This window comes from Salmonella sp. NW722 (assembly GCF_051702785.1).
Taxonomy (GTDB): domain Bacteria; phylum Pseudomonadota; class Gammaproteobacteria; order Enterobacterales; family Enterobacteriaceae; genus Salmonella; species Salmonella enterica.
Genome location: NZ_JAMMIN010000007.1, coordinates 69,407 through 83,174, shown reverse-complemented (window position 1 = coordinate 83,174; position 13,768 = coordinate 69,407). Strand labels below are relative to the sequence as shown.

General features: G+C 54.9%; 13 protein-coding genes. 2 read left to right on the top strand and 11 right to left on the bottom strand.

The genetic code is table 11. The features are described from left to right. Positions 1-20: 20 nt before the first annotated feature. On the bottom strand, positions 21-677 hold the full coding sequence (locus tag NA330_RS17905; RefSeq protein WP_001142914.1) for a CPBP family intramembrane glutamic endopeptidase: 657 nt from the start codon (positions 675-677) through the stop codon (positions 21-23). A 97-nt stretch (positions 678-774) separates the two neighbouring features. Next, positions 775-1,989: a beta-ketoacyl-ACP synthase I gene (gene fabB / locus NA330_RS17900; RefSeq protein WP_000817159.1), complete on the bottom strand. Its 1,215-nt coding sequence runs from the start codon at positions 1,987-1,989 to the stop codon at positions 775-777. Positions 1,990-2,148: 159 nt separating this feature from the next. On the opposite strand from fabB, the gene mnmC reads away from it, so the two are divergent. Next, a complete protein-coding gene (gene mnmC / locus NA330_RS17895; RefSeq protein ID WP_023241507.1) occupies positions 2,149-4,149 on the top strand; it encodes a bifunctional tRNA (5-methylaminomethyl-2-thiouridine)(34)-methyltransferase MnmD/FAD-dependent 5-carboxymethylaminomethyl-2-thiouridine(34) oxidoreductase MnmC in 2,001 nt (666 codons plus the stop codon). A 51-nt stretch (positions 4,150-4,200) separates the two neighbouring features. Here the strand turns inward: mnmC and NA330_RS17890 are convergent, their stop codons facing one another. The 6 genes from NA330_RS17890 to prmB are packed head-to-tail and all read right to left on the bottom strand — an operon-like array spanning position 4,201 to position 8,747. Continuing rightward, a complete protein-coding gene (locus NA330_RS17890; RefSeq protein WP_000559749.1) occupies positions 4,201-4,476 on the bottom strand; it encodes a YfcL family protein in 276 nt (91 codons plus the stop codon). Positions 4,477-4,508: 32 nt separating this feature from the next. Beyond that, positions 4,509-5,057 carry an elongation factor P hydroxylase gene (locus tag NA330_RS17885; protein ID WP_001066345.1) on the bottom strand — a complete coding sequence of 183 codons (549 nt, stop codon included), beginning with the start codon at positions 5,055-5,057 and terminating at the stop codon, positions 4,509-4,511. After that, positions 5,057-5,866, bottom strand: coding sequence for a sulfite exporter TauE/SafE family protein (locus NA330_RS17880; RefSeq protein ID WP_000368599.1), 810 nt, complete (start codon positions 5,864-5,866; stop codon positions 5,057-5,059). Before NA330_RS17880 ends, NA330_RS17885 begins: the two co-directional genes overlap by 1 nt. Further along, positions 5,866-6,690 (bottom strand): penicillin-insensitive murein endopeptidase, encoded by an 825-nt coding sequence (gene mepA, locus NA330_RS17875; RefSeq protein ID WP_000750429.1) that lies wholly within the window; start codon positions 6,688-6,690, stop codon positions 5,866-5,868. The genes NA330_RS17880 and mepA overlap by 1 nt, the downstream gene beginning before the upstream one ends. A 3-nt stretch (positions 6,691-6,693) precedes the next feature. Then, positions 6,694-7,779 carry a chorismate synthase gene (aroC, locus tag NA330_RS17870; protein WP_000918457.1) on the bottom strand — a complete coding sequence of 362 codons (1,086 nt, stop codon included), beginning with the start codon at positions 7,777-7,779 and terminating at the stop codon, positions 6,694-6,696. Positions 7,780-7,814: 35 nt separating this feature from the next. Continuing rightward, positions 7,815-8,747 carry a 50S ribosomal protein L3 N(5)-glutamine methyltransferase gene (gene prmB / locus NA330_RS17865; RefSeq protein WP_001542329.1) on the bottom strand — a complete coding sequence of 311 codons (933 nt, stop codon included), beginning with the start codon at positions 8,745-8,747 and terminating at the stop codon, positions 7,815-7,817. A 165-nt stretch (positions 8,748-8,912) separates the two neighbouring features. Here prmB and smrB point away from each other — a divergent pair, with 165 nt between their 5' ends. Next, positions 8,913-9,464, top strand: coding sequence for an endonuclease SmrB (gene smrB / locus NA330_RS17860; protein ID WP_000730794.1), 552 nt, complete (start codon positions 8,913-8,915; stop codon positions 9,462-9,464). A 99-nt stretch (positions 9,465-9,563) separates the two neighbouring features. Here smrB and sixA read toward each other — a convergent pair whose 3' ends face one another. The 3 genes from sixA to fadI all read right to left on the bottom strand — a co-directional run bounded on the left by sixA (position 9,564) and on the right by fadI (position 13,715). Beyond that, the gene (gene sixA, locus NA330_RS17855) at positions 9,564-10,049 is read right to left on the bottom strand and encodes a phosphohistidine phosphatase SixA (protein WP_001195800.1); all 486 of its coding nucleotides are present in this window, start codon (positions 10,047-10,049) and stop codon (positions 9,564-9,566) included. A gap of 208 nt (positions 10,050-10,257) precedes the next feature. Then, complete coding sequence (fadJ, locus tag NA330_RS17850; RefSeq protein WP_000214135.1) at positions 10,258-12,405, bottom strand: fatty acid oxidation complex subunit alpha FadJ; 2,148 nt, start codon at positions 12,403-12,405, stop codon at positions 10,258-10,260. Continuing rightward, positions 12,405-13,715 (bottom strand): acetyl-CoA C-acyltransferase FadI, encoded by a 1,311-nt coding sequence (gene fadI, locus NA330_RS17845; protein ID WP_023241508.1) that lies wholly within the window; start codon positions 13,713-13,715, stop codon positions 12,405-12,407. The genes fadJ and fadI overlap by 1 nt, the downstream gene beginning before the upstream one ends. Positions 13,716-13,768: the final 53 nt, after the last annotated feature.

The window sequence follows — 13,768 nt, the reverse complement described above, 5'->3', positions numbered from 1 at the left end:
GCGCCTCTTGCATCAGGCGCTTATTCCGTCGCTGAAAACAGTAAGCCGAAAATAACCCAGGCATTATTTAAAATATGAAGTATTATCGGTATCATTAACCCTCGACTTCTCATTCGAACAACGCATAATATCGATGAAAACACAAACAGATAAACAAAAGTCACCGCAAAGAGATATTGTGTATGCATAATTGCAAAAGCGAGTGAGGTAATAATAATACCGGAAACTCTTGAGTACCGACCCCAACCGATACTGCTGTTTAATAAAAACCCTCTGAATATAATTTCCTCCGCCACAGGAGCCAGAAAGCACATCGCCAGCGTGTTAAGAAATTTATGAAGAAAAAATTGCCTTGATAACTCGGCCATCCAGGGTTCCGGGCCACTAAAAGCATTGTAGAGAACGGTAAGGCACACCAGGGCCAGCGCCGGAAAAAAACATTCCACAAATGATAAGCGGCCCAATGATAAAAACGGATAATACTTTGAATAAATACTCCAGGCGGCAATCGCATAGACAAAAACAATACTATATATAAAAGGCGCAGCCAGACCTCCCAAATAAAGCCAGGCATAGGAAGGCGAAAATGAGGCAAAAACAAAAATGCCAAGCAAACCAAATAAAACAGCCACACAACTCAAACTATGCCTAATTTTATCTAATGTATTAGTTGGCATTTATAGAATATCCATATATTTTGTTGTTCCCTGAATGAAAAAACAGGTCGCATTAGCGACCTGTTTCATTATTGATACTACAACGTAATAGTCAGGCTTACAACTTACGCATCACCAGCGTGGCGTTGGTGCCGCCAAAACCGAAGCTGTTAGACATTACGGTAGTCAGTTCACGCTCGGTCGTTTCGGTCACGATGTCCAGACCCGCAGCCTGCTCATCCAGCTCTTCTATGTTGATACTCGGCGCGATAAAACCGTGCTCCAGCATCAGCAGAGAGTAGATAGCTTCCTGCACGCCTGCGGCACCCAGCGAGTGGCCGGTCATCGCTTTGGTTGCAGAAATTGCCGGGCTGTTATCGCCAAACACTTCACGGATTGCACCGAGTTCTTTCACGTCGCCTACCGGAGTAGAGGTACCGTGAGAGTTCAGGTAGTCGATCGGCGTGTCTACGCCGTGCATCGCCATCTGCATGCAACGTACTGCGCCTTCACCAGACGGAGCAACCATGTCTGCGCCATCGGATGTTGCGCCGTAACCGACGATTTCCGCATAGATATGCGCGCCGCGCGCCAGAGCGTGTTCCAGCTCTTCGACAACAACCATACCGCCACCGCCCGCAATGACAAACCCATCACGGTGCGCATCATAGGTACGGGACGCTTTTTCAGGCGTATCGTTATATTTGGTGGACAGTGCGCCCATCGCATCGAACTCACAGGCCATTTCCCAGCACAGCTCTTCGCCGCCGCCAGCAAAAACGATGTCCTGTTTGCCCAGTTGGATCTGTTCAACCGCATTGCCGATACAGTGTGCGGAGGTCGCGCAAGCGGAGCTAATGGAGTAGTTCACGCCATAAATTTTAAACGGCGTAGCGAGGCAGGCGGAAACGCCGGATGCCATTGCTTTCGTCACCACATACGGGCCCACGGCTTTCAGACCACGCGGGCTACGCATGGCGTCTGCGCCAAAGACCTGGAATTTCGGGGAGCCGCCGCCGGAACCTGCAATCAGGCCGACACGCGGGTTATTCTGATAGACTTCCGGCGCCAGACCGGCGTCGGCCACTGCCTGCTCCATAGACAGATAAGCATAGATGGAGGCGTCGCTCATAAAGCGCACGACTTTGCGGTCAATGAGGCCAGTGGTATCCAGTTTTACGTTGCCCCATACCTGGCTACGCATGCCGGCGTCCTTCAGCTCCTGAGAGAAAGTGATCCCTGAACGTCCTTCACGCAGAGATGCCAGGACTTCCTGCTGGTTATTACCGATGCTGGAAACGATGCCCAGGCCAGTAATCACTGCACGTTTCATTCAATACCTCTGTAATTCGCACTATTTTTAAGTTTCGATTGGCACAATAGCGTACACTTGTACGCCGAACAAGTCCGATCAGCCATTTAGTACGGAAATTTGCGCCATCAGGCACACATCGTTAAGATCGCGATACCGCCCGTCAGACGAGTAACTTACGTGAAACAATACGCCATACAACCCGCCACACTCGAATTTAACGCTGAGGGTACACCTGTTTCCCGAGATTTTGATGATGTCTATTTTTCTAATGACAATGGACTCGAAGAGACACGCTACGTTTTTCTTGGCGGCAATCGTCTTGCGGAGCGATTTCCCGTACATTCACATCCATTATTTATAGTCGCGGAAAGCGGTTTTGGCACCGGACTTAACTTCCTGACGCTGTGGCAGGCGTTTGACAGCTTTCGTTCTGCGCACCCACAGGCGACGCTACAAAGGTTACATTTCATCAGTTTTGAGAAATTCCCGTTAACGCGCGACGATCTGGCGCTGGCGCACCAACACTGGCCGGAGCTCGCGCCCTGGGCAGAGCAGCTGCAGGCGCAATGGCCGCTCCCGCTCCCGGGGTGCCACCGCCTATTGCTGGATCGGGGCCGGGTGACGCTGGATTTGTGGTTTGGCGATATTAATGAATTGACCGACCAACTGGACGCCACGCTGAATCAAACAGTCGACGCCTGGTTCCTCGACGGTTTTGCCCCGGCGAAAAATCCGGATATGTGGACGCCAAACCTGTTTAACGCGATGGCGCGGCTGGCGCGGCCCGGCGCAACGCTGGCGACGTTTACCTCGGCGGGTTTCGTCCGTCGGGGATTACAGGAAGCCGGTTTTACCATGCAAAAACGCAAAGGCTTCGGACGTAAACGCGAGATGCTTTGTGGAGTGATGGAACAACACCTCATGCCGACCCTTTCCGCGCCCTGGTTTTACCGCAGCGGAAGCGAAAAACGTGAAACGGCGATCATTGGCGGCGGCATCGCCAGCGCGCTGTTATCACTGGCGTTACTGCGTCGCGGCTGGCAGGTGACGCTCTATTGCGCAGATGATCAGCCCGCCCAGGGCGCTTCCGGTAATCGACAGGGCGCGCTTTATCCGCTCCTTAGCAAACATGACGCCGCCATTAATCGCTTTTTCCCGACCGCATTCACCTTTGCCCGTCGCCTGTATGATGCCCTGCCCGTCTCTTTTGATCATGACTGGTGCGGCGTGACGCAGCTCGGATGGGATGAGAAAAGCCAGCAGAAAATTGCCCAGATGCTGTCCCTGGCGCTGCCCGCCGGACTGGCCTCGGCGCTCAATGCCGAAGAGGCGGAACAGGCGGTTGGCGTGACGACACGCTGCGGAGGAATTACCTATCCGGCAGGCGGCTGGCTGTGCCCGGAACAATTAACTCGCGCAGTCATCGCACTGGCGACCGAACAGGGTTTACAAACGCGCTTTCGCCATACGCTCACGTCGCTCGTTGCGCAGGAGTCGCGCTGGCAACTGCGCTTTACGTCAGGTGAAACCGCCAGCCATGAGACCGTCGTTCTGGCGAACGGCCATCAGATTAACCGTTTTGATCAGACCCGGCCGCTACCGGTGTATGCCGTCGGGGGGCAGGTCAGTCATATTCCCACCACCCCCGCCCTCTCGGCGTTGCGTCAGGTGTTATGCTACGACGGCTATCTGACGCCGCAAAATCCGCATAATCAGCAGCACTGTATTGGCGCCAGCTATCACCGGGGTGACGAAAGCACCGTCTGGCGCGAAGAAGATCAGCGTCAGAACCGACAGCGTCTGCTTGACTGTTTTCCGGATGCGAACTGGGCCACAGAGGTTGACGTTAGCGGCAACAGCGCCCGTTGCGGCGTGCGTTGCGCCACCCGCGACCATCTGCCGATGATGGGCAATGTCCCGGATTACCATGCCACGCTGACGCATTACGCCGATTTAGCCGATAATAAAACGTCGGCGGCGCCTGCGCCTGTGTATCCGGGTTTATTTATGCTCGGCGCGCTGGGATCGCGCGGTTTGTGCTCAGCGCCATTATGCGCAGAAATTCTGGCGGCGCAGATGAGTAACGAGCCGATTCCACTGGATGCCGGTACGCTGGCGGCGTTAAATCCGAATCGGTTATGGGTGAGAAAGTTATTGAAGGGAAAAGCGGTGAAGTAATGGGCCAGTCAATAGCGGAAGGCGGCAAGCGTCGCCTTCCAGCCCACGGCGTTATTGTTTTGCCTTGTCGAACAAATTGTCCCACATCGCTTTGACTAACGCCTGATCGCGCGGCGACAGTTCGCCGGCGCCGATCGCTTTTTCCAGACTTTGGCTAACGTTGGCATAGACCGCCTCGACGGAGTGGTCATCACCGCTCTCCAGCTCGGCAATGGCTAACGTCAGGTGGCCACGCAGGTATCCACTGGCAAAAAGCTCATCGTCGCTGGCGTGCTCTACCATATCGTCAATTAATGCCAGAATGCGTGATTCAAACTCCGCGATCATCTTCTTTCCTCATTGTAAACGTGGCGCTGGCTTTAATTAAGCGCTTCCGGCCACGGGAACTGTTCCGCCTTAAGTTCGGGCGTGTGATAGTAATTCTGTAGCGCTTTGATGAAGCGGGCCGGACGTTCAGGAATGCCCTGCTCCAGATACGCCATTACCTGCGCATGAACCCGGCGCTGAAACGCCACGCGATCCGGCTCAATATCGCCTTCCAGATTGTCGCAACTGACGTTAAAGGGATACCCCGCCGCCACGCAAAACAACCAGTCGAAAGCCTGTGGCTTCACCTCAACGTCTTCGAATTGACTTTGGGTCTGCGCGTCGCGTCCGTCCGGGCAATACCAGTAACCAAAGTCAACCAGTTCGCGGCGCGCCTTACCGGCGATACACCAGTGAGAAATCTCATGCAGCGCGCTGGCGTAAAACCCATGCGCAAAGACGATGCGGTGGTACGGTACCTGCGCGTCAGCAGGAAGATAGATCGGTTCGTCGTCGCCTTTAATCAGACGGGTATTAAATTCTTCGGCAAAGCAGCCGTTAAAAATCTCAATTAACTGTTCGTAATGGTGCGTATTGTTCATTAATTCATCCCCAACCAGTGGAGGATCTCCTGTCCGTGGCTATCATAAAGTAACCTGGCGCTCATTACCGCCGAGACAATAACGATCATCGGTCTGATAAGCTTTTGGCCTTTGCTCAACACCAGACGCGACCCCATTCGCGCCCCTAAAAACTGACCAACCAGCATCACGAAGCCCGTCGCCCAGATCACTTTGCCGCCGATGATAAATAACAGCAGGCCGCCAACGTTGGAGGTAGCGTTAAGCACTTTGGCATGTGCCGTGGATTTCGCCAGGTTATAGCCACATAAGGTGACAAACGCCAGAGCGTAAAACGACCCGGCGGCAGGCCCGAAAAAGCCGTCGTAAAACCCGACGCATCCCCCGGCTATCAGCGCGAACGGTAATCCATACAGGCGGCGCTGGCGATCTTCCTCGCCCAGCTTCGGCATCAATAAAAAATAGAGGCCGATGAAAATCACCAGGATAGGCAAGATCTGGCGCAAAATATCCGCCTGCACGTGCTGCACCAGCAGCGCGCCGCTCATCGAGCCAATGAACGTCATCAGAATATTGAGCTTTTGCTCGGCCAGGTTTACCACTTTACGGCGAATAAAATAGAGCGAAGACGAGAGGGAGCCGCCGCACGCCTGTAATTTATTGGTCGCCAGCGCGTTTGCCGGCGACATCCCGGCGGCCATCAGCGCAGGAATAGTGAGCAGCCCTCCGCCTCCGGCGATAGAGTCGATAAACCCTGCCAGTACGGCGACAAAAAACAGCACCACCAGCAGCAGCGGGGAGACCATAAACAGATCATAAAAATTGTCCATCAGAGTACATGCTCATCCAGTAGCGCCTGGCAGGAAGGCGGCAGCGGCGGCGGTGTCTTCTTCTCAGGCTTTGTGGTGCCAGGTTTTGGCGGTTCGAACCAGCTTTGCAGTTCAGCGCCGCATCCATCGCCCGGCGGGGGTAAAGGTTGATCTTCGCACTCCAGGCTGTCGGCAGGGCAGCGTAAACGCACGTGCATATGCGCGCGATGCTGGAACCAGGGGCGTACTTTACGTAGCCAGTCACGATCGCTTCCGGCATCAAGGCAAAGCTGTTGTTTAATAGCCGGATTGACGAAAATACGGGTGACGTCATTGTCTTGTGCCGCCAGTTTGATCAGACTGGCGATATCCGACGACCAGCGCGACGGCACGACATGTTTACCGTCGCGGGACACCAGATCTAACGCCTGCGGGCGCAATAGCTGCGCCTGGCTCCAGCGCGTTTTCGGCAACTGCAAGAAAATATCCACATCAAGCCCGGTCTGATGACTGGCGTGTCCGCCATTAAAGCGGCCTCCGGCAGGCATCCCCATGTCGCCTATCAGGACGGTTCCGAGCCCCCGTTGCTGCGCCTGATGACTCAACCGCTGGATAAACATGACCAGATCCGGGTGGCCGAAATAACGGCGCTGATCGGTGCGCATCACCTGATAATTATCGGACTGTACCGGCAACGTGTCGGCGCCAATGATGCATCCGTTGGCAAAGCTACCGATAGACTGGGCGGCGCCGGGGACAGGATGGGTTATTTTCTGCCACGGCGTCGCCGCCAGGCTGGCGCTACTGACAAACCATGCCAGCAGCGCAATCGCGGTTTTTTTCATTTCTTACCAGCGTGGAATCTCTGTCTTTACATCCGCATTCTGTGCCCGATGGCGCAGCAGGTGATCCATCAGCACGATCGCCAGCATGGCTTCTGCGATCGGCACTGCGCGAATCCCCACACACGGATCGTGGCGCCCTTTGGTGATCATCTCGACTTCTTCACCCATCCGGTTGATCGTACGTCCCGGCACGGTAATGCTGGAGGTAGGTTTCAGCGCCATATGCGCCACAATGTGTTGCCCGCTACTGATGCCACCGAGGATGCCGCCAGCGTGGTTGCTCTGAAAACCCTGCGCCGTGATTTCATCGCGATTCTGGCTGCCGCGCAGCGCCACCACGTTAAATCCTTCGCCGATCTCCACGCCTTTCACCGCATTAATGCTCATCAGCGCATGGGCGATGTCCGCATCCAGTCGGTCAAATACCGGTTCGCCAAGCCCTGCCGGCACACCGCTCGCCATCACCGTCACTTTCGCGCCGATGGAGTCACCCTCTTTTTTCAGCGCGCGCATCAGTTCGTCCAGCGCGTCAAGTTTGTCCGCATCGGGGCAAAAGAACGGATTAAGCTCAACCTGACGCCAGTCTTTAATCTCCAGCGGAATGTCGCCCATCTGGGTCAGGCAGCCGCGGATTTCGATGCCGAACTTTTCCGCCAGGTATTTCTTGGCAATCGCCCCTGCCGCTACGCGCATCGCGGTTTCACGCGCGGAAGAACGTCCACCGCCACGGTAATCGCGCAGGCCGTATTTCTGCTCATAGGTATAATCCGCGTGTCCCGGACGAAAAACATCTTTAATCGCGCTGTAGTCCTGCGAGCGCTGATCGGTGTTTTCAATCAGCAGGCCAATGCTGGTGCCGGTCGTCACGCCATCAAACACGCCGGAGAGAATTTTTACCTGGTCCGGTTCGCGGCGCTGGGTAGTATAGCGCGAGGTGCCGGGGCGGCGTCTGTCGAGATCGTGCTGCAGATCGGCCTCCGTTAACGGGATGCCGGGCGGCACGCCATCGACGATACACCCAAGCGCCAGCCCGTGTGATTCGCCGAAAGTGGTTACGCGAAAGAGTTGTCCAATTGTGTTTCCTGCCATCACGGCTCCGTTATCGTTGTTGTCGTTTGCGTGTTTTAATCTTTATAAATATTGAAATGTTCACGGGCCGCGAGCAACTGCGCTTTGGTCAACATAAAGACGCCATCGCCGCCGTTGTCAAACTCCAGCCAGGTGAACGGCACATCCGGATACTGCTCCATCAGATGTACCATGCTGTTTCCGACTTCACAAATCAGAACGCCATCATCGGACAGATAATCCGGCGCATTTCCCAGGATACGACGGGTCAATTTGAGGCCGTCAGTGCCGGACGCCAGCCCCAGCTCAGGTTCGTGGCGATATTCGTTCGGCAGATCGGACATATCCTCCGCATCGACATAAGGCGGGTTAGTGACAATCAGATCGTACTGAACTTTCGGCAGATCGCGGAACAGATCGGAACGGATTGGCGTCACGTGATGGATAAGACCGTGTTCTTCAATGTTATGCTCGGCGACAGCCAGCGCATCCGGCGAAATATCGACCGCATCAACCTCTGCGTCCGGGAAAGCATAAGCACAGGCGATGGCGATGCAGCCGCTACCGGTACACATATCCAGAATATATTTCGGCTGTTGGCTAATAAGGCCGGCGAAGTGGTTATTAATCAGCTCGCCAATGGGCGAACGCGGCACCAGCACGCGCTCATCGACATAAAATTCGTGGCCGCAGAACCAGGCTTTATTGGTCAGGTAGGCGACCGGGATACGCTCGTTAATGCGACGAATCACTCGCTCGACAATGCGGTGTTTTTCGCTGGACGTCAGCCGCGCGGTCCGCATATCTTCCGGAATATCCAGCGGCAGATAAAGAGACGGCAACACCAGTTGCACCGCTTCATCCCACGGGTTATCGGTACCGTGTCCATACCAGATATTCGCCGCGCTAAAGCGGCTTACCGCCCAGCGCAACATGTCCTGAATGGTATGCAGTTCACTTACTGCTTCATCGACGAAAATTTTATCCACGTATTCCTCCAGGGCATGCTCGCATTAAATTCGGCGGCTAGTTTGCCACGAAGACAGGGATAAATCAGCATTGACGCGGCGGGAGAATACGAAAAATCCGTTTTGACCGTTCGGATATCCTCCGGGTCGGGTAAACTAAGGCAAAAGATCAGACGAGACCCACGAATGAAAAAGAAAACATCGCTCAGCGAGGAGGACCAGGCGCTGTTCCGTCAGCTGATGGTCGGCACCCGAAAGATTAAACAGGATACTATCGTCCATCGGCCACTGCGCAAGAAAATCACGGAAGTCCCTACCCGAAGGTTAATTCAGGAACAGGCGGACGCCAGCCACTATTTTTCCGATGAGTTCCAGCCGCTGCTCAATACGGAAGGGCCGGTAAAGTATGTCCGTGAAGATGTCAGCCATTTCGAGCTAAAAAAAATGCGCCGCGGCGACTATTCGCCGGAACTGTTTCTGGATTTACACGGCTTAACGCAGCTTCAGGCCAAGCAGGAACTGGGGGCGCTGATTGCCGCCTGCCGTCGGGAACATATTTTTTGCGCCTGCGTCATGCATGGACACGGTAAACATATTCTGAAACAGCAAACGCCGTTATGGCTGGCGCAGCATCCGCATGTGATGGCCTTTCATCAGGCGCCGAAAGAGTACGGCGGCGACGCCGCGCTGCTGGTGTTGATTGAAGTGGAAGAGTGGCAACCGCCCGAATTACCCTGATGCGGAATTGCCGGATGGCGGCGCAAGCGCCTTATCCAGCCTACGAACAGCCAACGCTGTCGTAGGCCTGATAAGCGAAGCGCCATCAGGCAGCAAAGATTAAATCGCTTTCGCCATTTTCAGATTGCAGGGACTCATTTGCCAGTTGAATGTCCCCTTGCCGCTTTCATCAAGCGTAACGTTGGCAATTGCGGACGTCGTGAACATCGGCGGCGTTTCGCCCGGACAAAGCTCAGATACCAGGTATCCGACCAGAGGTAAGTGAGAAATCACCAGCACCGATCCGATCTCTTCATTGGCCAGCGCCTGCAGGTAGGCGCTGACCAGACCGACATCGCCACAGGGCGTTAGCTCCGGCAGGACATCCACCTGAGCCGGCAGATTCATACAATCGCCGACCACATCTAACGTCTGTTCGGCCCGAAGAAACGGACTCACCAGAACACGTTCGATATCCACTTTTTGACCTTTCAGCCAGTTCGCCATCAGGCGAGACTCGTCACACCCACAAGGGGTCAAGGGACGAACCGAATCACTGGCGGCATCGAGGGCTGCGTCGCCGTGACGCATGATAAAAACTTGCATATTGCACCGCTTTTGTTAACCAGTTTCACCAACACGCTTACCACATGCCCCTATTGGCTGCGGCAAAAATGCGGTGGCCGGCATTGTGCCTTATCCATTCACTGAATGAAACGCTGTTTTTTACCTCAATGGCGTAAGTATAGTCAATCCTTGATTATTATTTCGCCACTAAGGAGGCATTCAGTGCGGATTCATATTCTCTTTGACCTCAATTTCCCTGGTCAGTTTCCCCATTCGTCCAGAAATGCTCCCTGCGCTCCGCCATGCGCACTAATTGTTCACAAGGCGCGTAACGAGGACCGTAAAGTGCGGCCAGGCGCTGTAATGTCGCCACCATTTCACCCGGCCCGAGAGCATCCATATAGCGGAACGGGCCACCGAGAAACGGCGGAAAACCGATACCAAACACGGCGCCAATATCGCCATCGCGCGCGCTGCGAATCACTTTTTCGTCGAAACAGCGCGCCGCTTCGTTAAGCATTAACATGACACAGCGCTCTGCCACCTGCTGCGCAGACAGTCGACTCTGCCCTTGCACGCCAATAAGCTTATAAATAGCAGGGTCAACCTGTTTTTTGCTTTTACGCCCTTTTTCGCCATAAAGATAGAAACCGCGACCATTTTTTCTACCTTTGCGATCGTCATTCAAAATTGAAGCGACAACATTTGCAGGCGCGCTAAAACGTTCTCCATACGCCGCCTCAAGCACAGGAATAATTTTAGTGCCCGTGTCGATTCCTACCTCATCCAAAAGTTGGATTGGCCCCACCGGAAAACCAAATTTTACCAGGGCGGCGTCAATATGTTCGACGCGTTCGCCTTCAGTCAGCATCCGAATCGCCTCATTGATATACGGCGCAAGAATTCGGTTAACATAAAACCCGGCTTTATCACTGACGACTATCGGGGTTTTACCCTGTTTTTTCGCCAGCTTAACGGTCGTGGCGATGGTCTGCGCGGAAGTAGACGCATGAGGAATAACCTCAACCAGCGGCATTTTTTCGACCGGGCTAAAAAAGTGCAATCCAATCACCTGTTCCGGTCTGGCCGCATTCGCCGCAATATCGCCAATCGGCAGGGAAGAAGTATTGGAGGCAAAAATGGTGTGAGCAGCGCAATTTTGCTCCACTTCCGCCACCATCTGTTGTTTTAACGGCAGATCTTCAAACACCGCTTCAATGACCAGATCACGATGACTGAAACCACGATAATCGGTCGAACCTGATATCAACGCCAACTGTTTATCGCGTTCGCTGGCTTTGATATGGCGGCGGCGTACTTTTGTTTCAAGCAGATCCCAGCTGTACTTCAGAGCATGATTGATCCCCTGAGTATTTATATCCTTAATTCGTACTGGCAAGCCGCCTTTACAGGCCGTAACCCAGGCGATACCGCCGCCCATTAACCCGCCGCCTAAGATGCCCACGCTGTTCAGCGGGCCGGGCGGCGCATCGCTACCGGGATCTTTTTTCACCTCGGTACTGGCAAAGAAAATAGCGCGCAGCGCCTGCGATTGAGGCGTCATCGCCAGCTCGCCGAAAGCGCGCGCTTCCGCGTCATAGCCGCTACTGCTGCCCTGCGCCAGTCCAGTTTCAATCACATCAATGATCCGCTCCGTCGCCGGATAATTACCCTGCGTTTTTTGCGCCGTCTTTTTACGCACCAGGCGAAATAACAGCGCACGCCCCAGCGGCCCCGCCAGGATACGTTCACGGACCGGCAATGTCCGTTGCGCCAGGCGTTCTTTTTTAGCCAGCTCGACAGCCGCTTCCAGTAAAATAGTTTGCGGCACCACATCATCAACCAGCCCGGCTTTAAGCGCCTGTCTGGCGCGAAGCTGTTTACCTGTCAGGATCATATCCAGCGCGGTACTGACCCCCACCAGCCGTGGAAGTCGCTGCGTTCCGCCCGATCCCGGTAAAAGCCCTAACTGTACCTCCGGCAGTCCAAGAACGGTTTTAACGTCATCGGTACAGATGCGCCGATGGCAGGCCAGCGCCATTTCAAGGCCGCCCCCCAGACAGGCGCCATGAATGGCGGCGATAACCGGAACAGGCAACGCCTGGATCTCCGCCATCAGTTGTTGCCCCTGACGCGCCAGCGTTTCCGCTTCCTGCGCATTTTGGCAGTGACCTATCATGTTGATATCAGCGCCAGCAATAAAGTTATCTGCTTTGGCTGAGATAAAAACAACGCCCTGCAACGCTTTATTTTCCCGGATTTGCTTCAGGATGGCGCGTACCTGCGCGGCAAACTCCGCTTTCAGGGTGTTCACCTTTTCTCCAGGGACATCAATAGCGACAACCGCGACATTATCCAGACGCACGTTAAGCATAAAAGCTGATGTGGTAGTCATTATTCCGCCTCCAGAACCATCGCCGCGCCAAGACCGCCAGCCGCGCAGGCCGTGACCAGGCCAAAACCTCCGCCCCGACGCCGTAATTCGTGCAACGTTTGGGTTATCATCCGCGCGCCCGTTGCGGCAAAAGGATGCCCGTAGGCGATTGAGCCGCCGAGCACGTTGAATTTAGCGTCATCCACCTCCCCTGTCGCCTGCGCACGACCAAGCACCTCACGGGCAAATCGTTCGCTGCCCAGCAGTTGTAAGTTCGCCAGAGTCTGAGCGGCAAACGCTTCATGCATGTCAAAAAGCGTCAGATCGGCCATCGTCAACCCGGCCCGCTCCAGCGCCAGCGGCGTTGACCAGGCTGGCCCCAATAGCATGTCCTGCCAGACATCAATAGCGGTAAAGGCGTAGCTGCGCAGATAACCAAGCGGGTGTAGCCCCAGCTCTTTAGCGCGGGATTCGGTCATCAGAATAACGGCGGCAGCGCCATCGGTCAGCGGTGTACTATTGGCGGCGGTCACGGAGCCATGTTTTCTGTCAAAAGCGGGACGCAGTTTAGCGTAGTCCGCCAGCGTGGAGGCGCCGCGAATGTTGTTGTCTTCTGCAAAGGGGTTTTTATACGGCGGCACATAGGTCGTCATCACTTCTTCCGCCAGTTTGCCCTCCGCCCATGCCTGCGCGGCGCGCTGATGTGAACGATGCGCCAGCGCGTCCTGCTGTTCACGCGTAATACCATACGTTTTCGCCATCTGTTCGGCGGTATCGCCCATGCGCAGACCGGTGGAATACTCAGCAACGGCGGGAGGCACGGGCAGCAGGTCGCGTAAGCGCAGACGAGAAAAAAGCGTCAGCCGTTGGCGGGTCGTCCGGGCTTTATTGACATCAACCAGTACCCGCGCCAGGGCTTTACTCACGCCTATTGGCAGTACCGACGACGAATCTGCGCCGCCAGCGATACCCGCGCGTATCGTGCCGGCCATCAGGCTTTCCGCCACATTCGCTACCGCCTGAAAACTGGTGGCGCAGGCGCGGCTTACGCTATAGGCATCGGTATGAACATTCATTCCCGTACCCAGCACAATTTCGCGCGCAATGTTGGGCGCTTCCGGCATTTGTACTACCTGACCAAAAACCAGTTGCTCAATGGCATCGGCTGGAATTTCACTGCGCGCCAGCAGCTCGCCTACCACCATCTTGCCGAGATCAACAGCGGGAATACCATGAAATGCAGTGGCCTGACGAGCAAAGGGGGTTCGTAACCCACTGACAATAGCAATGCGATCGCCCTGACAGGTGACCAACGGTAAAGCCTGACGCATAGTACTCCCCTGTAAAAAAATAAATTAGTGGTCTGACCTGATCACAGTCTTAA